We start from the raw sequence: 23,903 nt of genomic DNA, 5'->3' as shown, positions 1-23,903 counted from the left end.
CAATAAATGGGAGGCCTTCCATGCAACAGCGATTTTGTGAATGTGGACATCCGGTTCTGGTGGCGTACGTGATCACGAAAAATGGGATTCTGCACGTGTACCGGGTCAATGCGCGTTTCGGTTCCCCGATGCGCTGCCCGTCGTGCGGGAAGCATCTGGATATAAACGAATTGAGGTAGGGCGGGACTGGTCTTGAAGGGTTTGGCGGACTGGACTCCGGCTTATGTACGAGTCCTTCGGGAGCCTGTGAAGAGGGCAAGAAAAAAGGAGCAAACAGTGTTTGCTCCTTTGTTTCTCAAGTGGTGCGCCCGGCATGATTCGAACATGCGACCTACTGATTCGTAGTCAGGCACTCTATCCAACTGAGCTACGGGCGCGTCGAGAAAACGGTGTTTATGGGCAAGCTACCTGAATGTCAACAGTTTTTCTTGCCGTAATCAGGACTGCGCCCATTTTTTTTCAAGTTGCCCCGCTACATCACCCCTAAGTCAGCACATTCGGCCTTGCAGACCGCCTTTGTTCATGCGGCGCGCAGACCGCGTGAGCCTTATCCTGCCGAAGCGTTCGGGCACCATGCGGCATCGGCTGAATTTTGGTACCGGTCATGGAACCGGGGCGCACTTCAGTTCGTGGTCGCGGACACTTCCTCGTCTTCCTCTTCAATCTCGACAGGCAATGAAAGAAGGACCGCTGAGTCGGCAATGGGCATCTCCTGGACGCTTTGCAGCTTGCGGCCGATGACCCGCGTTCTGACCTTGGCCTTCTCGATGGTCTCGGATGCCTGGTGGATCTTTTTCTGCACCGCATCCAGAATCTCGCCGTACTTGCCCCACTCGGTCTTGACGGCTCCGAGCAGATTCCAGACTTCGCTCGAGCGTTTCTGGATGGCCAGGGTGCGAAAACCCATCTGCAGGCTGTTCAGGATGGACCACAGGGTCGTGGGTCCGGCGATGACGATCCGAAAATCGCGCTGAATGCTCTCGCTCAGGCCCGGCCTTCGGATGACCTCGGCGAAAAGGCCCTCGATGGGCAGGAACAGGATTCCGAAATCCGTCGTGTGCGGCGGGCTTACGTATTTGTCGCGGATGTCCCTGGCGCAGGCCTTGACCCGGATCTCAAGTTGTTTTCCTGCCGTTTCCAGGGCCTCCACGTCGCCGCGCTCCTGGGCTTCGAGCAGGCGCTGGTAGTCCTCGATGGGAAATTTCGCGTCGATGGGCAGCAGCACGGGCGCCTCACTGTCCTGGCCCGGCAGTCTGATCGCGAATTCCACCCGCTCCGCGCCTCCTTTCGTGGCGACGTTTTTTGCATACTGCTCGGCGCTCAGGACCTGCTCCAAAAGGGCGCCGAGCTGCACTTCGCCCCAGGTTCCGCGCGTCTTCACGTTGGTCAGGACTTTTTTCAGATCGCCAACGCCCGTGGCCAGGGACTGCATCTCCCCGAGGCCCTTGTGGACCTGTTCGAGGCGCTCGCTGACCTGCTTGAAGGATTCGCCCAGCCGTTTTTCCAGTGTGCCCTGAAGCTTCTCGTCGACGGTCTGGCGCATGGTTTCGAGCTGTCTGGCGTTGTCGGTCTGGAGCATGTGCAGCTTTGTCTCCACGGTGCTGCGGACCGTTTCAAGCTTGGCGGCGTTGGTCTCCGAGAGGCTTGCGATGGCGGCGACCATGGCGTCGAGCTGCTTTTTCTGCGTTTGCCCCAGGTCGCCGACGGTCCTGGTTGAAGTCTCTGAAATGCCGTTCAGGGTGGCCAGTATCTCCTCCCTCAGGGCCTTGGAGTTGGCCGAAGCCTGCTGCCCGAGGCTGTCCAGCTGAGTCAGGTTGGAGGCGGCGAAAGAGGCGAAATTCTGCGCGAGCGTGTCCAGCTGTCTTGCTTGGGCGCAGCCGGCGTCGGTTACCCTGTGCATGAGGCCGCCGCCCAGTTCCTTGAATGCGGCGATGACCTCGCGGCGCTGCTCAAGCAGGAGGCGTCCGGTTTCATCCCGGTTCCGGGTGATCTCGTCGTGCAGAATCCGCTCGGTCCTTTCCATGGATTTCTCGACCGCTTCCAGGCGCGCGCCAAGGAGCAGGGTGTTTTTTGAAGTGCGCAGCATGATGGCCAGCAGCAGGAGGATGGTCAGAGCGGGGAGCGCGATGGGGCCGTAGAGGAGAATTTCGTGCATGAGAACCTCGGGAATTTATTGCCGGATAAAGGAAAACGACCGCGAAACCATTTCAGGCCGTCCGTCTGCGGCGGTCTTCGCCAACGGGCTGCTTGAAGGCTGAACCGGCGCGGCTTGCAAGCTGCTCTGATATCAGGATTTGGAAGACCGTACCCGGGTTTTTCTGGGCATGGTCCCGCCATGCCGGGACCATGGGCCTGCCGAATGGATGCGCCTAGGCCGGTTGCGGCTCGCGGGCGAGGATGAAGGCAAAAGTGCTGGAAATCAATGATGATGGGTGGGTATTTTTCGGCAGACCCGTTTCGGTCTCGCGCCAGACGCGGTCAATCGCCTCTGGCGGAAGAGGTCGCCCGGGGCGCGAGATGTCCGGGATGGGGCGTCATTGGCCGGATTTCAGGATATACCCGAGCCAGACGTCCCGGTTGCCCAGCAGGGAACGGCTGCGCGTATGTTCAAGAATTGTCAGTTCCTGCCGTCCGAACTCCCGCCGCAGCTCCGAATCCGACCAGAGCTGGAAAACCCGCCCATCCTCGCTCTTTTCGCTTCCGCCCCAGGCCTTCATGCTCAGAAGCATGATCCCCCCGGCTTTCAGCATGCGCATGACGCTGCGCAGCGCCTGCGGGAACTCGGGCTTGGCGAGGTGGACCAGCGTGCCGATGAGCAGGATGCAGTCGTAATGGATGGGGGGCTGATATTCGAACAGGTCCGCGATGGAGACCGGACAGTCCGAATGTTCGCTGGCCATGATGGCCAGGGTCGGGGAGCGCTCCAGGCCCGACGGCTTGAAGCCCTTGCCCTTGAGCCACTTGAGATCCCGCCCCGATCCGCAGCCGATGTCGAGGATCGTGCTGCCCGCACGCAAGTGGGGCAGCAGGGGAGTGAGGATGGGAGCCGGATCGATGCGGTTGGTGCGTTCGAAGTAGGCCCGGGCGTTGATCTCGTAGTAGTCGGTCATGGGCAAGTGAATTGATCTCCGCGGGGTTCGGGTTGCGTGTCGAAATTGTCCGGCGCGCCGGGTGCCAGAGCCCTTCTAGCGTTGTCGGCGGAAAAAGTCACCTCAAGTCCTGTCGCAATGGCCATTGATGCAGGGAGCATGTTCGCCGTATTCGTTTCCGCAGAGTGACGGAGTCCAAAAATGCTTCCCGTCCGGCTCGTGTTCGCGTAAGGAAATCGAGGGGTTGGCAATGCGCATTTGCCCGGGTCTTCATCTTTCACAGGAGTGACGTTCATGTCTTTCGCCGTTTTGCAGAGCGCCTTTGGGCTGGTGGCCTTTGTGCTCATCGCCTGGATTTTGTCCGAGAACCGCCGGGGCGTGCGCTTGCGGCTTGTCGTCATCGGGCTCGCGCTGCAGTTCGCGCTGGCAGTGATGCTGCTCAAGCTGCCCATGTTCCGGGATGTGTTTCTGGCCCTGAACCGGGCCGCGCAGGCGCTGGAGGAGGGGACACGGGCCGGGACGGGCTTCGTGTTCGGATACCTCGGCGGCGGGCCGCTGCCTTTCGCGGAGCCGTATCCCGGCGCGGCCTATGTCTTCGCCTTTCGCGGACTGCCCGTCATCGTTGTCACGGCGGCGCTGTCGGCGCTGCTCTATCACTGGAAGGTCATCCCCGCGCTGGTCCGGGGCGTGTCCTTCGCCCTGCAGCGGACCATGGGCATCGGCGGGGCGCTGGGCATCGGGTGCGCGGCCAACATCTTCGCGGGCATGGTCGAGTCTCCACTGTTCGTGCGGCCCTATGTCGCCTCCATGACCCGCAGCGAACTCTTCACCCTGATGACCTGCGGCATGGCCACCATCGCCGGGACCGTGCTCGTCCTCTACGCCGGGATCATCGGCCCGGTCCTGCCGGGCGCCCTCGGGCACATTCTGACCGCATCGCTGATCAGCGTGCCCGCGTCCATCCTCATCGCGGGCGTCATGATTCCTGAATCCGGGCAGCCCACCCTGGGCGAGGTTTCGCCGCCTTCCGAGAGTCGCGGCTCCATGGACGCCGTGGTGCAGGGCACGACTCTGGGCGTGAAGGTCTTCATCAGCGTTGCGGCTCTGCTGGTGGTGCTGCTGGCCCTGGTCAGTATGTTCAACCAGATTCTCGGGCTGCTGCCCGCCGTCGGAGGCGAGGCCCTGACCCTGCAGCGCATTCTCGGCCACCTCATGAGCCCCCTGGTCTGGCTGACCGGCATTCCCTGGAGCGAAGCGCACGCGGCCGGGGGCCTCATGGGCACCAAGATCGTGCTCAATGAGCTTCTGGCCTATCTGGATCTGGCGGCGCTCCCGGCCGGGACCCTGTCCGAGCGCAGCATCCTGATCATGACCTATTCCATGTGCGGGTTCGCCAATGTCGGCAGCCTGGGTATTCTCATCGGCGGATTGAGCCGTGTCGCCCCGGAGCGGGCCGCCGAGATCGTCGAGCTTGGCCCCCGGTCCATCCTGGCCGGAGTCCTGGCCACGTTGATGACCGGCGCCATGGTCGGCGTGCTGGTCTGAAAAAGGAGGAAGGCAATGCGATTTCACAAGATGATCCGCTTCATCCCGGTCCTGGCCATCCTGCTGCTGTGTGGATGCGCCTCTTTGTCCCATGTCGGGCACACAGGGCCCCAGGCCCTGACCATCCTGCACACCAACGACCATCATGGTCGGTTCTGGAAGAATTCCGCCGGCGAGTACGGCCTGGCCGTCCGCAAAACCCTGGCCGACGCCGTGCGGGCCGAGGTGCTGGCAAGGGGCGGACATGTGCTCCTGCTCGATGCCGGGGACGTCAACACCGGCGTGCCCGAGTCCGACATGCTGGACGCCGAGCCGGACATCCGGGGCATGAACGCCATGGGCTACGACGCCATGGCCGTGGGTAACCACGAGTTCGACAATCCCCTTGCCATCCTGCGCAAGCAGGAGCGCTGGATGGATTTTCCGCTGCTCGCGGCCAACATTTACGACTCCTCGGGGCAGCGCCTTTTTGCGCCCTGGCACCTGTTCCGGCTGCGCGGACTAACCGTGGCCGTGTTCGGTCTGACCACCGAAAGCACGGCCATTGTCGGCAACCCGGAGCACGTCAAAGGGCTCGTCTTCCGCCCGGCCATCGACGAGGCGCGCGAACTGGTTCCGCGACTGCGCAATCAGGCCGACGTGGTCATCGCCCTGACCCATCTGGGTTTTGATGAGAGCGAGCATCCCGGAGTCCCGCAGACGGGGTCCCGGGTACTGGCTCGGGCCGTGCCCGGCATCGACCTCATCGTGGACGGCCATTCGCACACCCAGCTTGACGATCCGGTGCTTGAGAGCGGGACCGTCATTGTCCAGGCCGGGGAGTACGGCAAATATCTGGGCCGGGTCGATCTGCTCTGGACCGGGAGGCAGGTGCGCCTGACCGGCGGGGCCCTTTTGCCCGTGAACCTGACCGAGAAGGTGGACGGGCAGACCGTGCCGCCGACCGTGCCGCTGGCCGACGACCCGGCCATGCTGGCCCTGCTCACGCCTTTCCAGGAAGAAGGAGGCGAGGCCCTGCAAACCGTGATCGGCCATGGCAACGGCAATTTCACCGCCGACCGCGCCGTGACCCGCTCCTCCCAGACCGCGCTTGGCACCCTGGCCTGCCGCGCGCTCATGGAGAAGACCGGGGCGGACGCGGCGGTGATGAACTCCGGCGGGCTCCGCGCCGGGTTGCCGTCCGGGCCCATCACCTACAAGGACGTGCTGACCGTGAAACCCTTCGGCAACACCATTTGCACCGTGGACATGACCGGGGCGGAACTGGACGAATACTTGCGGCAGGCGGCGAGCTTCACCCCCGGCTCCGGCGCTTTCGCGCAGTTCGGCGGGGTCCGGTTCGTGCTCCGGGGAGGGGCTGTGAGCGATGTGTTCGTGGGCGAAAAGCCCCTGGATGCCGGACGGATGTACACCGTGGCCATGGAAAGCTATCTGGCCGGGGGCGGTGACGGGTACCCGGCGGTCAAAGGGCTGCAAGGCTTTGTGGATACGGGATTCGTGGACGCGGATGCGCTGCGCGAATACATCGCCCGCCATTCCCCCCTCGATCCGGCCGAGTATGACTCCGGCGGGGCCGTGCTCCGGGAATGAAGCGGGGAGCTGCACCGTCTTCTTGATCCGCATCTGATTTTAGGGAGTCGCGCCCCGCATGCGCGGCGATGCAAAGGCCCGTTTCAGCGAAAAAGGCGTGATGCCTTTTTCGCTGAAACGGGCCTTTTGTTGATGTTCTTTTTTGGTTCACGGCCGGAAATCCATGCCGCGACGTTCGAAATCAGGCCAGATCGAAGCGGTCGAGGTTCATGACCTTGGTCCAGGCCGCGACGAAATCCTGCAGGAATTTTTCCTGGGAATCACTGCAGGCATAGACTTCGGCGATGGCCCGAAGCTGGGAATTGTAGCCGAAGACGAGATCGACGCGCGAGGCCGTCCATTTCAGCTCACCCGTCGCGCGGTCGCGCCCCTCGAACACCCCTTCCGCGCCCTTGGCGGGTTTCCATTCCGTGCCCATGTCGAGCAGGTTCACGAAGAAGTCGTTGGTCAGCGCTTCCGGACGTTTGGTGAAGACGCCGAGCGCGGACTGGCCGACGTTGGCGTTCAGGGCGCGCATGCCGCCGACGAGCACCGTCATTTCCGGCGCGGTCAGCGTCAGCAGCTGCGCCCGGTCGAGCAGCAGCTCTTCCGTGGAGACGCTGAACCTGGCCCGCTGGAAGTTGCGGAAGCCGTCCGCCGCCGGTTCCAGAACCGCGAAGGATTCCGCGTCGGTCTGTTCCTGCGTGGCGTCCGTCCGCCCGGGGCTGAAGGGTACGGTCAGGTTGTGCCCGGCGTTCTTGGCGGCCTGCTCAACGCCCACGCAGCCGCCCAGCACGATGAGGTCGGCCAGGGACACCTTCTTGCCGCCGGTCTGCGCCTTGTTGAAGTCATCCCGGATCTTTTCCAGGGTCTGCAGGACGACCTGGAGCTGATCCGGCTGATTCACCGCCCAGTCCTTCTGCGGCGCGAGGCGGATGCGCGCGCCGTTGGCCCCACCGCGTTTGTCGGAGCCCCGGAAGGTGGACGCGGAGGCCCAGGCTGTGGTGACCAGCTGGGGCACGGTCAGGCCCGAAGCCAGGATCTTGCCTTTGAGGGCGGACGTGTCCTGCGCGTCGATCAGCTTGTGATCGACCACGGGCACCGGGTCCTGCCAGATCAGGTCCTCGGCCGGGACATCCGGACCCAGATAGCGTGAGCGCGGACCCATGTCCCTGTGCGTCAGCTTGAACCAGCCCCGGGCAAAGGCATCTTCGAATTCCTCGGGGTTGGCCAGGAAACGCCGCGAGATGGGTTCGTAGATCGGGTCGAAGCGCAGGGACAGATCCGCCGTGGTCATCATCGGTCGCACCTTTTTGGACGGGTCGTGGGCATCGACGATCATGTCCTCGGGTTCCACGTCCTTGGCCAGCCACTGATTGGCTCCGGCCGGGCTCTTGACCAGCTCCCACTCGTATTTGAAGAGCACCTTCAGGTAGCCCATGTCCCATTTGGTCGGGTTCGGCTTCCATGCGCCCTCGATGCCGCTGCCGATGGTGTCGCCGCCCTTGCCGCTGCCGAAACTGCTCTTCCAGCCCAGGCCCTGCTCCTCGATGGGTGCAGCCTCGGGCTCGGGGCCGACATGCGTGGCCGGGCCCGCGCCGTGGCATTTGCCGAAGGTGTGCCCGCCGGCCACGAGCGCCACGGTCTCCTCGTCGTTCATGGCCATGCGCGCGAAGGTTTCCCGCACGTCACGTCCGGAGGCGATGGGGTCCGGGTTGCCGTCCGGGCCTTCAGGGTTGACGTAGATGAGGCCCATCTGCACGGCGGCCAACGGATTTTCCAGGTCCCGCTCGCCGGAATAGCGGCTGTCGGGCTTGTCGCTCGTGGCCAGCCATTCCTGTTCCGCGCCCCAGTAGATGTCCTGCTCAGGCTCCCAGACATCCTCGCGTCCGCCGCCGAAGCCGAAGGGCTTGAGCCCCATGGATTCGATGGCGCAGGTTCCGGCGAGGATCATGAGATCCGCCCAGGAGATCTTGCGCCCGTATTTCTGCTTGATGGGCCAGAGCAGCCTGCGGGCCTTGTCGAGGTTGACGTTGTCCGGCCAGCTGTTCAGCGGTGCCAGACGCTGCGACCCGGACCCGGCCCCGCCCCGGCCGTCGCCGGTGCGGTAGGTGCCCGCGCTGTGCCAGGCCATGCGGATGAAAAGCGGGCCATAGTGGCCGTAGTCGGCGGGCCACCAGTCCTGTGAATCGGTCATCAGGGCGATGAGGTCCTTTTTGACGGCGTCGAGGTCAAGGGACTTGAACTCTTCGGCGTACTTGAACTTTTCGCCCATGGGATTGGAAAGGTTTGATTGCTGGTGCAGGATATTGAGATTCAACTGGTTCGGCCACCAGTCACGATTCGTCCTGCCGCCTCCGCCCGCTGCGGGGTTGGTTCTCCCGGTCACGGGGCACTTGCTGCCATCACTCATTGTCGCACTCCTCTAGGGGGTTCGGGTTTATACTATGATAGGCTTTATCAATACAATGATGTCCGAAGCGCTCGACACGCTTGAAGGTACGTAACCACTGGGAAATCAATGATTCAAGTTCCTATTAGCAAACTCTGAAAAAAAAGTCTTCACCCGAGTCGCGGTCATGTCATAACGATACACTTTTGAGTGTTGTCTTGATGGGGTGGTTCGGAGTGGAGCCGTGACGTCGGGGAGGGGCTGTTGCCTAGGGGAAGCGGGTTCAATGGGGAGTGGGGGCTCTCTGTCCTTTTGATGTGGTTTTTGAAGGGTGCCCCTGATTCTTGCTCGATTTTTTTGGCGCCTAAGTCATGGCCCGCTCAGGCGCGGAGGATGTTTTTGATCAGCCTGTATACCGTGGTGCCGCCGATGGCGCGTGGCCAGTCGGCGCAGGGTGGATTGTCCCGTAGCCTGGCGCGGCGGATCGCATCTTCGATTCCTTGGCGGGTGATCTTGCGGACGTCGATGTCCTTGTCGTAGTCGGGGAGATGACGTTTGAGGCGGTCGATGCAATTCTGTACTGATTTTATGCCGGATCCGTCTTCGAAGTGGAGCAGTAGCCAGTACTCAAATTTAGGGTTGCTGAGAGCCAATCCGTAATTTGCGCGTCTCTGCGTCCAGGCATGAAGCTGGGTCAGTTGTTCTTCCGTCCATTTATCTCTGTCCACCACGAGCCAGGCTTCGTCGGACTCCTTCAGGTCTTGCTGTCTGAGATAATCTTTCATCCGCTTCAGGACATGCCGTGGTGCACTGTCATTGCGGCCTTTGAGACATTTGACCATGATCACCGATTGCTGGCCGTTGAAGATGGAGAAATAGTGCGGCTCGGTCTTCACTCCCTCGGCCGCGATCACGAACAGCTTTCGGTAGCGGCGTTCGCCAAGAGGCCGTTGGAATGCGCGTCTCTTCGGGGGCATCAGTCTTCCACCTCGCTTTCCTGCACGTGGCAGGAATCGGTCAACGCCCCTCCCAGAAGAATCCGGGGAATTCCACCAAGTCGTCCTTGAAGGTAGCTCTTGCGGATATCCTTGTCGTACCGGACGTCCTTGTATTCGCTGAACGATGAGAGGCTCGAAGATCCGCAGGCGTCTCGCTCTGCCACCCACATCTCGTCTCGGCGCAGGAGGTGTTGATCCATGAGCAGCACGTCATGGGTGGTAAAGAGCAGCTGTGTTCTCGATTTTGTGGAGCAATTGCCCAGATAGGTCTCCAGCAACCTGCGCGTGAGTATCGTGTGCAGACTGCGGTCGATTTCGTCGATAACGTAGACCTTCCTGGAGACCTGAGCCGACAGTTCCAGGATCGCGGGCAAGAGATCGATCACGCGCTGCGAACCGTCCGACTCCTGACGGATCTCGAACTTGGCCTCGGTGCCGTCCGCCTTGGCATGATAGGTCACAAGTTTCTTGGCCCTCAGCTCTCCACCCTTGCGGGTCACCACGAATCGTTCATTGATCGGTTCGGTCAGAAAACGAACGGTCTTTCCTTCCTTGACGTCTTCCTGGAGCCTGATTTTCAGCGACTCCGGCAGAGGAATGTTCTCGAATGGGATATCTTCGCCGCCCAGATGCGCGATGCCTGTGTCGAGCTGTGGCAGCATTTCGTTCATGGTCGAGTAGAGCGGATGCCCTTCGTCGAGGAACTGTTCAAACGGTTCGAAGCGGGAATCAGGGGCGACCAGTTCGAGCGTATCCTTGAACCAGTCATAGATCGGCCTGAAGTTCTCGACCTTCTGTGAGACCGCGTTGGTCAGAAAGAGTTGGTTGTCCCGGGTCCCTTTGAAGGCGAATTGCAGAAATTGGTCCTTGGCCAGGGAATCGTCGAAGTTGGGCGCACCATGAAGCCGATGGTAGAGCACTTTTTCACTGGTGCTGGTAATGGCCACCAGTTTCTCTTCCAACACCGCCCTGCGGGTCACCGCGAAGCTGTAATCGTAAATAATCTCATCGATCAGCAGTTCGAAGCCGAATCGCGATGGATGCTCGGCTCCTTTGGTGCCAAGGCGGAACGGCTCGACGGGAATCAGGCTGTCGGGCTGGGTGCCCTTGACGACCAGGCCCTTTGCGAAATTCAAGGCCTTGAAGAAATTTGTCTTGCCCGACGCGTTACCGCCGTAGATTGCCGCAATCGGAAGGATCCTTGTCTGATACTTGCCGAGTTTTGGAACCCTGTCTCCATGCTGACGTTCCCTGCTGGCGACCATTGAAAAGGTAACCTGGTCGCGGAAGGACATCCAGTTTTCGAGTGAGAAACCGATTATCATCTTACCACCCTCTGGAGTGAAATATTCGTTTCGACATGGCTAAAAATAATCAGAAGTGGCAAAAAGTCAATTTTGAAGAGAAAATATCTCTTTAAGCATGTTTGTTATTGTGGGTGGCCGTTCGAAACCCCTGGTGAGGGTGTTGCGCTTGGGAGAGGGGCCTGCTCGGTTGCACCCAAGCAAAGTCGCCGCCGCAGGTTTGCATTATTTATCGATGTGGAAAATCACCCGGAAAATGGGTTGATTTAAGACTCAATATCTGCCCTCATTTTTTTTTTTTTGCGCTCATCGTGTCCCCTATAAGATGTCACTGCAAAAAGTCGTCATCCCCTTGAAGAAGGGGATCTATGCCTTTTTAACTATCTGAAAAGAATGGGTTCCCGCCTTCGCGGGGATGACACTCGGGTTCTTTTGCGACTTTTTTGCAATGTCGTCCTATAAGATCCGACCAAACATCTTTGCTGCCTCATTGATGTAAATGGCATTTTTCAAGTGCAAAAATTATCACTAAAAAATAAATTCCATTTTAGACATACAAACAATGTCATACAAGTGTAAAGTCTATATAGTGACTGGACGAGTTTGTCATACATTTCTTATAAAATATTTGCCTTGGCAATTACAAATATGTATGAGATCGACAAAAATGGAATCATCTAGGGCGCATTAAAAAGATGAGTTTATTAAAAGAATAATGAATGCTAATAAAAGCGTGCTTTTATTTTAAATTGCATGAATAAATTTTATGAAGATTTTTTCTAATCCCTCCAAAAACTCAACAAGCGATCATGAAAATGAATATCAGAAACAAGCTCGTCATCATCGTATTCTCCATGTGGGTTTTAGGTTCTCTTTTGCTTGTTTTTCTCTCTTATCAGACGGCGAGCAATCAGCAGATGGAAAGCGTTCGCGCCAGAGTGCGCGACTATGCTGCACTTGGTGTCATGAGTATTCCTGTTGAAGATCATGTATTGTTGAAAAATCAAGAAGATGAAAGTTCGGATTCATACTCCAGAGTAGTTGATGCATTGCGCCAAGTTCGCGACAATAGTTCTGGTCTCCACTTTGTGTATACGGTACGCAAGGGGGAAAAGGGTGAAGTGATTTTTGTCGGTGATGCGGAGGAGAGCGAGGAGGATAAATCACATATCGGAGAGGTCTACGAAGACGTTTCGCCACTGATGAAAGAGGCTGTGATGGGAGGACTGTCCGGTCCAACCGTCGAGAACGAATTCTACGAGGACCAATGGGGTACGTTTCTGAGCGCATACGCTCCCATAATCACGGCTGACGGGCAAATGGACGGTGTTCTGGGCGTGGATATCTCCTTGGAGGACGTCAATGTCATGTCCCACGCCTTGCTGTGGCGCATGGGTCTGTCTTTTACGGTTATCACCGCCGTCATGATACCTGCCATCCTCCTTTTCTCACGAGGCATGGTCCGGCCGATCAAGACCTGCGTGGCCTTCACCAATCATTTGGCCGAAGGTGATTTTTCCCACGAAGTGCCTGAAGAATTGCGGCGGCGAGGCGACGAACTGGGCGATCTGGCGCGTTCGTACCAGACCATGATCGGTAACAACCGTAACCTTATCCAGAGTCTGAACGTCGGAATACAGACGGTCTCGGCCTCAGTCGAAAGTCTCACGGCCTTCAGCGAAAAATCGAGCCAAAGCGTTCATACGTTGGCGGAAAAGAGTTCCACGGCAACGACGGCGGCCGATGAATTGAGCAAGGATACCGTTGCCGTGGCGGGCAGCATGCAGCAGGCCTCCACGAACCTGGACAGCGTGGCGGCAGCCACGGAAGAGATGACCTCCACCATAGCCGAGATCGCGGAAAACACCGAGCACGCCCGCACTACCACGGATCAGTTTTCACGTCAGGTAGAAAGCTTCGCCACCCTGTTGCACGATCTGGGCGCTTCGGCCCAGGACATAGGAAAGGTCACTGAAGCCATCTCCGGCATATCTTCCCAAACCAACCTTCTGGCCCTGAACGCGACCATCGAAGCCGCCCGGGCCGGTGAAGCCGGGCGTGGATTCGCCGTGGTGGCCAACGAAATCAAGGAGTTGGCCAAGCAGACCGCCGATGCCACCGACGACATCAGGATCAAGATTGGTGGTATTCAGAATGTGGCGGGAAACGCCGTTCAGGACATGGACGAAATCGTTCAGGCCATTCGCGAACTCAGTACCTTTGTGTCCACCATTGCGGCCGCCATCGAACAGCAGTCCGCCGTGACCCGCGAACTGGCCTCCAACATCGCCGAGGCCACAGGTGGTGTGCAGGATACCAACGCTCTGGCGTCGGAAATGTCCCTGGTATCCGAAAGAATCGCGGCCGACATCGCCGGGGTGGATGCCGTGGCCGTCGTCATACGTTCCGGTTGCCTGGAGTTGCAGAACAACGTCGGGGATCTTTCCACGCTGGCCGGACAGTTGCAGGCTTTGATGGGACGTTTCAAGGCTTGAGAGCAGAGGGCAGTCCCCTCGTTCGCATCATCCCCAAGATCCAACCCTGATTTTCTCAAGAAAAAAAGAGCCGGGGCGGCCATCCGCCCCGGCTCTTTTTCGCCTTACACTTCCAGCTGCTGTATCCCTTCCAGCGTCCACTGCGCGGAGGCCGAGCTTTCGTCGCGGCGGATGTGCCACATTTCGCGGACCTGTTCCGAAGGCGCGTCCGGGCCGTCTTCGCGGAGCAGGGCGTCGAAGAGGACGCTTATCACGGTTTCGCGGCCTTCGGTGCGGGACTCCAGGATGCGCGCGTCGACCATCAGGATCTCCGTGCGGCCCGGGGTGGGATCGTCCGTGGCCTGGCGGGCGATTTCCGCGTGCACCTCGGGGCTTGTGAACTGACGGATGTCGTCGATGTCGCGGCGGTCCCAGGAACCCTGCAGGCGGACGTAGAGCGCCTTGGCGCCTGACAGGAATTCCTGCTCGTCAATATCCTTCGGCAGCACGGGAGCATGCTGGACCTGGGGTTGCAGGCGCTGGCCCCAGCCGCCGCCGGAAGCCGTCGTGTGCTCGGTTCCGGCACCCTGGAAGGCGTATGGGGCGGAGTTTGCCGTGGCGGTGCGTCTTGATCTTATGAATTTGAAAAGCAGGAAGCCGCCCGCGGCCAGGAGCAGCATGTCGAGCATGCCCGGTCCGGCAAAACCGCCGCCGAAAAGCATGGAGCCGAGCAGTCCGCCCATCAGCAGTCCGCCGAACATGCCTCCGAGGCCGCCGAAACGCGAAGGCGAGGCGGGCGCGGCCTGCTGCGTCATGCCGGGGCTTTTATCCGCTGGTTTTGCGTAGCTTTTGCTGTACGAGGATTTGCTGCCGAAGGAGCCGCCTCCGCCCATGCGCTTGGCGTCCGCGATATCGGGCCATGCAAGGCAGAAGGCCAGGGCGATGATGGGGAAAAAGAGATAGGTCAGGGGGAAAGGCAGGGCAGCGGCGCTGCTGGAAACGTTCTTCATGGAACCTCCGGGGTTTGGCTGGAGGTCCAAAAAAAGACCTCCAGCATGTTTGACATGCTGAAGGTCTTGCTCATCGGTGTAATCCGACGGCAGGGCCAAGCGCGTGAGCGCCAGTATTGTTGACCTTGCCTCGTGGAGCTACTCCCCTTCAAATTTAATAGTTAGTGTTGTTGCGGTCCTTTTGTCAAGAATTTTTCGGACTCAGATAGTCCGAAATCATCGTCCCAAGGTAGTGGCGGTGAGATGCGCCCTTCTCTGGAAATCCGCCGAATGAGGCTTTTTCGTCGCGGCCTTATGTTACGGCGCACGTCCCGCGCGGGGATGATCCCCATTGTTTGTCGTGTCTGGGCAGAGAGTGCGCGCGTTCTTGACCAGTTCGCGGAACAGGCCGCGCTGGCTGCCCAGATAAAGCAGGAATTCGGGATGCCATTGCACGCCGACCAGAAAGCATCGGGACGGATCTTCCACGGCCTGCACGATTCCGTCGAGGTCGCGACCGGTCACCAGAAGGCCCGTGCCCACGCGGTCGATGCCCTGATTGTGCAGGCTGTTGATGCGCGAGCATCCGCGTCCGAGCAGAGTGCCCACCACGCTTTGCGCGATGTTCGGATCATGGGGGACGCACAGGGTCTTGAGCGGCAACAGGGTCCGGCGGTTGGAGGTTTTTCGGCGCAGGGAGCGCAGGTCTTGAAACAGCGAGCCGCCCCGGCAGACGTTGAGCAGTTGCGCTCCTCGACAAATGCCGAGCAGGGGGAGGCCGCGCTCGAGCGCATCACGGATCACGGCGGTTTCCAGCGCGTCACGCGCGGTGTCGTAGTTGGGCTCGACCTCCGGTTCGGCCGCGTAGAGCACCGGTTCGATGTCGTGACCGCCGGTGACCACCACGCCCTGGTACTCGTGGCGGCGCTGTTCGTCCCCCGGACGCAGTTGAAGCGGGCGCCCGCCGTACAGACGAATCGCCAGCGCCGCCAGGGTTCGGGGACCAACGGCGCCGCGCCTTGGGCCCGTGATGGCGATCACCGGTCCAGCCATTCTCTTTCCACGGTCGCGGCCCAGTCGCCGAAGAGACGCTGGAGCGGGTCATCGAGATATTCGAGATAGGCGGCGCAGCAGGCTTCAAGGCGCTGGCCGTCGGCGGCCAGACGCTCGACCTCCACCCAGTCGTTCCAGGCGACATAAAGCCCCCATTCGGGCTTGTGGATGTCGCAGTCGGGCAGGCGATAATGGAATGTCGGGCGCGCCTTGATCAGCACGTCGTCGGCCTTGGCGCGGACGCGCTTTTCGTCGAGAAACATGAACAGCGGCAGCATGTCGAGGGCGCGGTTGCGGGTCGGGTTGTAGGCGAGATAGTCGTCGATCAGGGTCGCAAGGCCGGGCCGGTAGTCCGCCGCGATGACCTTTTCGACATATCCTGCGGGGAACGGGTTGACGTAGCTGGTCACCCGGCGCGAGAGGTCGATGTCGGCGCGCTCGAACAGCCAGTCGTAAAGGCACAGAAAGGCCTTGAGGCTTGCCGTGATCAGCTCGGGTTCAAAGCTGGGTAGTTCGGGATTGAACTGCATGCCGAAGGCGTTGATGATGCTGTCGGATGTGCCCTTGGCGCCCGCTTCACGGAGCCGCACGATGAGCGCTTCGACCTCGCCCAGCCGGGTCAGGGGCAACGGCGGGCTGATGATTTCAAGCGGCACGAGCAATTCGGCCGCCCACGCCAGGACTTCCTCGGCGGTGCGGCCGAAATCCACAACCGGAGCGCCTGCCATGTGGGGCTCGCGGCCGAGTTTTTTGAGCAGGTCGAAATCGAGTTCGACCACCCAGTCACCGGCCGCATCACCCGTCAGAAGGCGCTCGTAACGTCCTGTAGTTTCCATCCGCAGCCCAAGGAATTCAGCCACGCATCCGGCCAGCGCATCAAGTTCGAGCCCGCTGATCTCCAGCTCGACCCCGACCCGGCGCATCTGTCCCTCGGCGTTTTTCAGCCATGGCGGCTGTTTGATTTTGTGCTTTTCGTCATGCATTCAAGCTCCTTTCAAATCGAAGTATTCACCAACCGTAAGGCTGGAGATGGCCGTTATCAAGCCCGGGGATTTTCGTCGGAGCCTTTTCGCCGATGGAGAAGCTGATGCCCTGCGGCCTGATGACGCCGGTGTCGCCGCCGATGACGGGTTTGCCCTCCCACATGGCCTCGTAACGCATTTCCACGCTGGCTTCCTATCCTCCCTCGATTGCGACAACGGTCGGATATTCCGTCGCAGAGGAACGAACAATGGCAGTCTCTTTCTTGCGGGGCTTCTCTATGCTTTTTTTGTCATGACGCGCCGTATCGCTTCCGCAAGCTGGTTGGTCTGCGTCGGTTTGCTGATGTAGTCGTTCATACCGGCGGCCAGGAATTTTTCCTTGTCTCCTGAAAGCGCGTAGGCCGTCAGCGCGATGATCCACACGTCGGAACGGCCCTTGGGCTCCTTGATCCTGCGGATGTTTTCCGTTGCTTCCAAGCCGCTCATAACGGGCATCTGGATATCCATGAAAACGCAGTCGAAGTTGTGGCGGCGCACGGCCTCGACCGCTTCCCGACCGTCTCCGACACATGTCACCTCATGACCCATGCGCTTCAGCATGGCTGCAACGGCCAATTGGCTCACGACTTCATCCTCGACGACCAGGATGGACAAGACCCTGTCGCCGTCCGTCGTCTCATGTCTTTTGCCGCCTTCCACAGCACGGAACTGTCCATCGATGGGCATCGGCAGATGGAGCATGACAGTCGTGCCCTGGCCGACGGTGCTGTCCACGAAGATGTCGCCGCCCATGACGCGCATGAGTCGCTTGACGATGGCCAGTCCGAGCCCGGCGCCCTGGAACTGGCGAGTATAGGAAGTTTCGTTCTGGGTGAAGCGCTCGAAGACCAAGTCGATCTTCTCGTCGGGGATGCCGATGCCGGTATCGCTGACGCTGATGTACAAATGGGCCTTGTCCGGGTCATCGCGGAACGGCCGGATCCATGCCTCGACACGGACCGAGCCTTCGGCGGTGAATTTGACGGCGTTGCCGACAAGGTTGAACAGGATCTGCCTGATTCGGGCTTCATCCCCGACCAGTCGTCCGGATGAACCGGCTTCGACCGAGGTGATGAGGTCGACCCTCTTTTCCGCACATGCCATGCTGAAGATATGGGACACGGAATCGAGGAGACCTTCGAGCTCGAAGGCCTCGCTGGCCAGCGTGATCCAGCCAGCTTCCATGCGCGAGAAGTCCAGGATGTCGTTCAGAAGGGAAAGGAGCCTGCGGCTGGAGTCGAAGGCCATCTGGATGTATTTGTCCTGTTCCTCGGGACCGCCCCCAAGGCGCAGGAGCTGGAGCATGCCCAGCACTCCGTTGAGCGGCGTGCGGATTTCGTGGCTCATGTTGGCCAGAAATTCGGATTTGGATCGGTTGGCGGATTCGGCCGCCTCCTTGGCGGCCAGTGTCGCGAGTTCGGCTTGTTTGCGGACCGTGATGTCCTCGCTGAAGCAGACGATGCCGCCCACCTCGCCGGAATCCCTGCGCCAGGGCCGGATCTCCCAGCAGATCCACTGTGTGGAGCCGTCGGCGCGTTCAAAGAGGTCCTCGGCGGCGGATTCTACCGCGCCGGCCAGGCAGCGACGATGGATTTCCTTCCAGTGTTCGGGAATGTCAGGAAATATTTCGTAATGGCTTATGCCGATGAGGTTTCGGTCGCCGAGATTGTAGTCCTCTGCCCAGCGGCGACTGACGGCGATGTAGCGCATCCGGGTATCGAACATGGCGATGGATGCGGGTGCGTACTCCACGAACAAGCGCAGTTGTTCCTCCCTTTCGGACAATACCCTGCGCATCCGGATTTTCTGCAGCGCTTCCGAAACGGCTACCGCCAGGGACTCGGCGACCTCCTGGTCAAGCGGGTCGTAGCCTCCGGGTTTGTTGCCCAAACCGACCATGCCGATGATCTTGCTCCCGTGTTTGATCGGCACGCCCAGAAAAGAGGCCAGCGGGGGGTGCCCGCCTGGTATGCCGCGCCAATCGGGGTGTTGCGAGGGATCGTTGGTCAGCACCGAGGCGCCTTCGGTCATGACGGAGCGGTAGATTCCCCGGATGGGGAATTTCATGGTGGGCAGGTCCTCCTTGCGCTTCGTTGTCAGATAGATGCTGCACTTCTCCCAGCCCGGATCGGTCATGGCGAATATTTCCAGCATCCCGGAACTTTCCAGCTCTCCCATGAAGCCGAAGAAACTGTCCGTGAGCTTCTCCATGATTTTGAGGCAGGCTTTGCCGAAGTCTTCCTCGTTGGTGTTGGTCAAAGCGATGCGGAAGACCTGATTCACGGCCTCCTGCATTGCATTCGTGCGCTGTAAGCGCATCTGGGCCTTTTTGCGGTCCGTTATGTCCATTCCATAGATATTGAAATAGTCTTCCCCGTTGATGGGCGTGATGTCCATGAACAGGATCCGGTCACCCACGTTGATTTCGAACTGGGTATGCGCGTCGCGCCGGAGCGGCATATCAATGTGCGCGTGCAATGATTCCGGGACGCGGTCACCAGTTTGAAGTCCGAATTGGCGCAGAAAAGCCTCGCTCGATCTGTTGGCGTGGGTGATGCGCAGGTCCGGATCGATGCGCATGACCAGAGAGGGGTTTTCGGCCGGGAATCTGGCCCAGCTCTGGGCTTCCAATTCCGCCAGTTTGCGGTCCGTGATGTCGCGGTTGCTGATGCGCCTGCCCAGGGGTGTGCCGTCCGGCGCAAAAATGTCCACGCAGTGGTGACTGATCCAGATCACCCGGTCGTCGCGGTGGACAATCCGGAAATCGAGATTTTCGGACGACTTGTTTTTATTCCTCTTTCTCTTCAAGTGGGCCTGGTACAGCTCCCTGTCTTCGGGGTGTACAATCTTCAGGATAAGATCCGCATCCGCCAGAAACTCTTCGGCGTTGTAACCGGTTATCCGCAGGCAGGAGGGAGAGACCCACAGCAGGCGTCCTTCAGCGGAGCGCCAGTATTCCCAGTCGAAGGTGTAGTCGGCCACGGTGCGAAGCATGACCTCGTTTTCCCGAAGTTGCACCTCCATCCGTTTGGACTCGCTGATGTCCAGGGCATAGGCCACGCGGGACACGGGGCGGCCGGATTCGTCCTTGAGGACGGTCAAATCCAGCAGGACCGGGAAAGTGCTGCCGTCCTTTCTCCGGTGTTCGGACTCGAATACGCCGTGGCCGTCTGCCTCGACGGTCCGGATCTGTTCCGGCAGAAGAACGCGGGCTTCGGGCGTGAATAGGTCGACTATGGGCAGGCCGACCAGTTCGTCGGGCAGAAAACCGCGTTGGCGGGCGAAGGAAGGGTTCACGGTTACAAGCGAGTTGTCATCAACTTTGGAGATGGCTATCCCGAATTCGGCGTTCTCGAAGACGTGCTGCCAGCGCCGGGCCTGGCTCTGGGCGCGTTTCAGGTCCGTGATGTCCAGGAATGCCCCTACGGCTCCGGACACGGCCCCCGTGAAATTACGCAACGGGGTCGCGTTGCCGAGAATGGTGCGGATTTCACCGTCTGCGAAGACCAGGTCCACCTCCTGGGCAACTACGACTTCGCCTCTTGCGGCACGCTGCATCGGCAGTTCGTGTAGCTCTAATTTCCTTCCTCTGGACATGGTCTTGTAGGGGACGCCCTCGAAGGTTCTGCTGACATTGGTTCCGGGTTCCATGCGCAAAATCCGGTAACTGGCCTGATTGCCGATGATAGTCCTGGCCTCTGTGTCACGGGTGATCCATACCGCAGCCGGGGCCTGTTCCATGATGGCTTCAAGTTCCATGGCCCGCCGCTCCGATTCCATGCGGGCCAGATCCAGCTCCTGCGTACGCTTGGACACGAGGGCTTCGAGTTCCTCATTGTTCAGCCGCAGCACCTGTTCCGCGGCTTTCAGCTTGCTGATGTCCGTGTAGGTCATGACCACGCCTTCCACATCACCACGGATGCCGTAGTACGGGAAGACGCGTTTGAGGAAGTATCGTCCGCTTGCGTCTCGCAGTTCCCGGTCCAGTTCCGTGCATGTGCTCCGGACCTCCTGGGCGTCATGGAGCAGGTGGTCATCGGCCACGCGGGACTTCACTTCGGAAATGAGGCGTCCCTGGTCCGCCACGGCAAGGTGGAAGACTTCAGTGGCCTCCAGCGTCGCGCGCATGACGCGCAGTTCACTGTCCAAAAAGACGGCGGACAACTTCGTGCTGCGCAACAGGTTCTCCACGAAGCCGTGTGCGTGGGCGAGTTCCTCCACCTTGACCGATAGTTCTTCGTTCAAGGATTGCAGTTCTTCGCGCGAGGCGTCCATCTCCTCGTTGGAGGACTGCAGCTCCTCGTTCATGCTGATCAGTTCTTCGTTGGAGGCGCGTAATTCCTCGTTGAGCTTTTCATACTCCTCGACGACTTTTTGCAACTGCTCCTGTGTGGCCTGCAGTTCGTCTTCATACCGCAGCACAAGGCTGCTCTCGCTCAGGCTTTGGGGGAGGGCAATGTCGGGCCTGATTTCCCGGGCCTCGATTTCCTTGAAAATGACCAGCACGGAGAGCAGGCGTCCCTTATCGTCCGTGACAGGCTCGGCACAGAGGTCCAGCCAACGGGAAGGATCGCCCTGCAGGCGTATTCCACTGGCCGTGCTTGGCTCCAGCGAAGAAAAAGCCTGGTTCAGGATGGAGCGCAGATGCAGCCTCAGGTCCTTGCGCGTGAGCTTGAGGATGTTCAGGCTGGGTTCTCCCGAAGCCAGTGAAAGGTAGGGCGTGGTGTCGCCGGTCAGGTGCAGGATATGATACTCGGGGCTGATCAGGGCCGCGGCGGGGGAGTAGTGGCGGAGCAGGACTTCGCTGGCCGTTGCCGCCGGACTTTTGATCCTCGGCAGGGAGAATTCGGGCAGGACTGGCAGCGACAGGGAGCGGCGCAGCATGACCGAACTGTTCACGTCCGGTCGTTCGGCGCCGGCACGGCTGCGGAATATCCTCCATTTCTTGTCGATGACTTCCAGGTGCAGGTTGGCGTTGTCCACGTTTTCGGCGGAACCGAGGAAGAGAAAGCCCCCTGCGTCGAGGGCGTGCGCCATCAGGGACAGGGCCTTGGACTGCAGCGGGGGCGTGAGGTAGATCAGCAGGTTGCGGCATACGACCAGGTCGAGATGCAGAAAAGGTGGGTCCTGCAGCAGGTTGTGGTGCACGAAGACGATCCGTTCCCGCAGCCGGGGCTGGACCGTCCAGTCGCGGTTGCCGCCCAGGAAATGCCGCTCCAAGCGCTCCTTGGAGACATGCCGCAGCGCCTTGGCGGGGTAGGCGCCTTTTCGGGCCGTTTCGATGGAGCGCTGGTCGATGTCGGTGGCGAAAATTTTCACCCCGCAGCGAATGTCCTCCTCCTGCATGTATTCGTCGAGGAGCATGGCGATGGAATATGCTTCTTCGCCCGTGGAACAGCCCGCAACCCAGACACGTATGGTCTCGTCGGCGGATCTGTCCTCGAAAATCTTCGGCAGGACCTTCTCGCGAATCACCTCGAATGCACCCTGGTCGCGGAAGAAGGAAGTGACCCCGATGAACATGGACTTGAAAAGTTCAAGCGATTCTTCAGGATTGTGTTCCAGTTCCTGCAGGTACTCTTCCAGGCTCGTCCGGCCGGTCAGAAGTCGTCTCTTGTTGATGCGGCGGACAATGGTGCTGTGCCTGTATCCGGAAAGATCCTGGCCGGTCTGTCGCTGCATGAGGTCGAGAATCTTTTTGATGTGGCACGGATTTTCTGTCTGAGCCATGGGCATGCCGGTGAGCCCGGCGATCCTTGTGCCCAGTTCCTCAAGCGGCAGGACCGCGTCCACCACTCCGGTTTCAAGGACGCTTGAGGGCATTCCCGGCTGGATGGCGGTCAATGGGTCCTGGACGAGCACCAGACCCTCGGCCTTGGAGACGTGGACAGCTCCGATTGCACCGTCGGACCCCGAGCCCGACAATATGACGCAGGCCGCGTTGCATCCCTGGTCGCGCGCCATGCTGTCGAGAAAACGGTCTATGATTCTGTAGCGCAGATCGTGTCCGGACGGCAGCAGCCTCAGCACGCCGTTCTCGATGCCCAATTCCCATCCGGACGGCACGGTGTAGATGGTGCCGGGCTGAAGAGGCGTGGTTTCCCCAATTTCCCGCACGGGCAGGGGGGTGAAACTGGCCAGCACTTCCTGCATGTGGCTCTTCGTTTCGGCTGGCAGGTGCGTGATAACCACGAGTGCCGCTCGGAGCGTTGTCGGGATATGAGCGAGAAGGGTGCGCAGAGCTTCGATGCCGCCGGCCGAAGCCCCGATGGCGACGACCGGAAAAGGCAGCCGCTTGTTCTTGCGTTTCGATTCGCTGTGATGGGCGTCTCGGGGGGCCGTGCTCCGTTCGCTCATGGGGACTCCTGCTTGAGGAGGCGTACTCCTCCGGGTGTCTGTTTGCGACACGTCTTCGAGACACGGAATCCACGGAACGATGCTCTTTCCGCAGAATCTGCGCACGTCTTGTTCTGGACCGCCAGAAGTTGCCGACGTGCGTGTCGGACCCGCTTTGCAACCTTCCATAAGCCTCAACACGACGACGCTGTCAACGAAATGAATGTATGACAATACAGGGTTGCGAGGCTGGGCATTTTTTGTAGTCGGAGGATTCCCGCAGCGTCGTTCGTCACGATAAAGACCGTACGTACCGGCGGTGGGTGTCGCAGCTCGGGGGCCTCTACGTGCCGATCGGCGAGCTTGTGCAGCCCAATCCCTACCTGAAGGTGAAAAACCGGGATTTGACGACCACGGACGGCACGAGAATGACCTTGATCAATCCTGCCTACATGACGCGCATGGTCTACCAGATCATGAGCGAGGAAGCAGGCCTTCAGGCCCACATCACGAGTCTCAACCCTATCAATCCCGTCAACACCCCGCCGCCATCGAGGCCGCGCGTGCGGACGAAGCGGGCAAAGGCTTTGCCGTCGTGGCATCCGAGGTGCGCAAGCTCGCCGAGCGCTCCCGGGCCGCAGCCAGCGAGATCGTCGAATTGGCCTCCCGGAGCGAGACGATCGCGGAAATGGCCGGTCAGATGCTTGCCGAGATCGTTCCGGACATAGAAAAGACATCGCGGCTGGTGCAGGACGTGTCCACGGCCTCCATGGAGCAGACCACCGGTGCCTTTGAGGTCAACAAGGCCATTCACCAGCTGGATTCCGTGGTCCAGCAGAACGCGGCCGCTTCGGAAGAACTGGCGGCTACGGCCGTGGAACTCTCGTCCCAGGCCGAGCAACTGCAGAAGAACGTCGCCTTCTTCAAGGTCGCCTAGGCCTGCTCTCGAACGCCAATCGGACTTTATGGTCTTTCTTCCAGGTTTTAAAGAAAGGTGAAGTTACAAAAACAAGCCCATTTTCGTGGGCTTGTTTTTGTTTGGTGCGCCCGGCAGGGCGCACCCACTTGGAGGTGAAAGTCCTCTGCGCACCCGACAGGGGGAAGCGCTAGCTGGACGGCAAGGGTGTCCATC

13 protein-coding genes, 1 tRNA gene and 1 pseudogene are annotated in these 23,903 nt (G+C 60.0%); 4 read left to right on the top strand and 11 right to left on the bottom strand.

Features of this window, described 5'->3' with window-relative positions:
- Window positions 1-300: 300 nt before the first annotated feature.
- From BMZ24_RS16375 to BMZ24_RS16365, 3 genes are all read right to left on the bottom strand, one after another.
- Window positions 301-377 (bottom strand) — tRNA-Arg (locus tag BMZ24_RS16375).
- A gap of 245 nt (window positions 378-622) precedes the next feature.
- Window positions 623-2,155, bottom strand: coding sequence for a DNA recombination protein RmuC (locus tag BMZ24_RS16370; protein WP_208599875.1), 1,533 nt, complete (start codon window positions 2,153-2,155; stop codon window positions 623-625).
- Window positions 2,156-2,534: 379 nt separating this feature from the next.
- On the bottom strand, window positions 2,535-3,110 hold the full coding sequence (locus tag BMZ24_RS16365; RefSeq protein WP_092193837.1) for a class I SAM-dependent methyltransferase: 576 nt from the start codon (window positions 3,108-3,110) through the stop codon (window positions 2,535-2,537).
- Between the two features lie 273 nt (window positions 3,111-3,383).
- Here BMZ24_RS16365 and BMZ24_RS16360 point away from each other — a divergent pair, with 273 nt between their 5' ends.
- Together BMZ24_RS16360 and BMZ24_RS16355 are read left to right on the top strand one after the other, a co-directional pair.
- Entirely contained in the window at window positions 3,384-4,634 is a 1,251-nt protein-coding gene (locus BMZ24_RS16360) for a NupC/NupG family nucleoside CNT transporter (protein WP_092193836.1), read from the top strand.
- 15 nt (window positions 4,635-4,649) lie between these two features.
- Window positions 4,650-6,224: a bifunctional UDP-sugar hydrolase/5'-nucleotidase gene (locus BMZ24_RS16355; RefSeq protein ID WP_208599874.1), complete on the top strand. Its 1,575-nt coding sequence runs from the start codon at window positions 4,650-4,652 to the stop codon at window positions 6,222-6,224.
- Window positions 6,225-6,405: 181 nt separating this feature from the next.
- On the opposite strand, the gene katG is transcribed toward BMZ24_RS16355, so the two are convergent.
- The 3 genes from katG to BMZ24_RS16340 all read right to left on the bottom strand — a co-directional run bounded on the left by katG (window position 6,406) and on the right by BMZ24_RS16340 (window position 10,918).
- Window positions 6,406-8,616, bottom strand: a complete 2,211-nt coding sequence (gene katG / locus BMZ24_RS16350) for a catalase/peroxidase HPI (protein ID WP_092193835.1) — start codon at window positions 8,614-8,616, stop codon at window positions 6,406-6,408.
- Between the two features lie 359 nt (window positions 8,617-8,975).
- Window positions 8,976-9,572: an RloB family protein gene (locus BMZ24_RS16345; protein WP_092193834.1), complete on the bottom strand. Its 597-nt coding sequence runs from the start codon at window positions 9,570-9,572 to the stop codon at window positions 8,976-8,978.
- Complete coding sequence (locus BMZ24_RS16340) at window positions 9,572-10,918, bottom strand: AAA family ATPase (protein ID WP_092193833.1); 1,347 nt, start codon at window positions 10,916-10,918, stop codon at window positions 9,572-9,574. Before BMZ24_RS16340 ends, BMZ24_RS16345 begins: the two co-directional genes overlap by 1 nt.
- Window positions 10,919-11,706: 788 nt before the next feature.
- Between BMZ24_RS16340 and BMZ24_RS16335 the strand changes: the two genes are divergently transcribed.
- Window positions 11,707-13,392: a methyl-accepting chemotaxis protein gene (locus BMZ24_RS16335; RefSeq protein WP_092193832.1), complete on the top strand. Its 1,686-nt coding sequence runs from the start codon at window positions 11,707-11,709 to the stop codon at window positions 13,390-13,392.
- Between the two features lie 104 nt (window positions 13,393-13,496).
- Here the strand turns inward: BMZ24_RS16335 and BMZ24_RS16330 are convergent, their stop codons facing one another.
- The 5 genes from BMZ24_RS16330 to BMZ24_RS16315 form a co-directional block, all read right to left on the bottom strand.
- Window positions 13,497-14,381, bottom strand: a complete 885-nt coding sequence (locus BMZ24_RS16330; protein WP_092193831.1) for a Tim44 domain-containing protein — start codon at window positions 14,379-14,381, stop codon at window positions 13,497-13,499.
- 297 nt (window positions 14,382-14,678) lie between these two features.
- Window positions 14,679-15,413, bottom strand: coding sequence for a gamma-glutamyl-gamma-aminobutyrate hydrolase family protein (locus BMZ24_RS16325; protein WP_092193830.1), 735 nt, complete (start codon window positions 15,411-15,413; stop codon window positions 14,679-14,681).
- Window positions 15,398-16,396, bottom strand: coding sequence for an amidoligase family protein (locus tag BMZ24_RS16320; RefSeq protein ID WP_092193829.1), 999 nt, complete (start codon window positions 16,394-16,396; stop codon window positions 15,398-15,400). Before BMZ24_RS16320 ends, BMZ24_RS16325 begins: the two co-directional genes overlap by 16 nt.
- Window positions 16,397-16,421: 25 nt before the next feature.
- Window positions 16,422-16,580 carry a hypothetical protein gene (locus tag BMZ24_RS19720; RefSeq protein WP_153304616.1) on the bottom strand — a complete coding sequence of 53 codons (159 nt, stop codon included), beginning with the start codon at window positions 16,578-16,580 and terminating at the stop codon, window positions 16,422-16,424.
- A 92-nt stretch (window positions 16,581-16,672) separates the two neighbouring features.
- On the bottom strand, window positions 16,673-22,792 hold the full coding sequence (locus BMZ24_RS16315; RefSeq protein WP_161949201.1) for a PAS domain S-box protein: 6,120 nt from the start codon (window positions 22,790-22,792) through the stop codon (window positions 16,673-16,675).
- 523 nt (window positions 22,793-23,315) lie between these two features.
- Here BMZ24_RS16315 and BMZ24_RS20235 point away from each other — a divergent pair.
- A pseudogene (locus tag BMZ24_RS20235) lies at window positions 23,316-23,702 on the top strand (methyl-accepting chemotaxis protein); the annotation flags it as partial.
- Window positions 23,703-23,903: the final 201 nt, after the last annotated feature.

Source organism: Desulfomicrobium norvegicum, from assembly GCF_900114595.1.
Lineage (GTDB): Bacteria > Desulfobacterota > Desulfovibrionia > Desulfovibrionales > Desulfomicrobiaceae > Desulfomicrobium > Desulfomicrobium macestii.
Note: the sequence above shows the minus strand (reverse complement) of the source record. Positions and strands in the feature narration are given on the sequence as shown.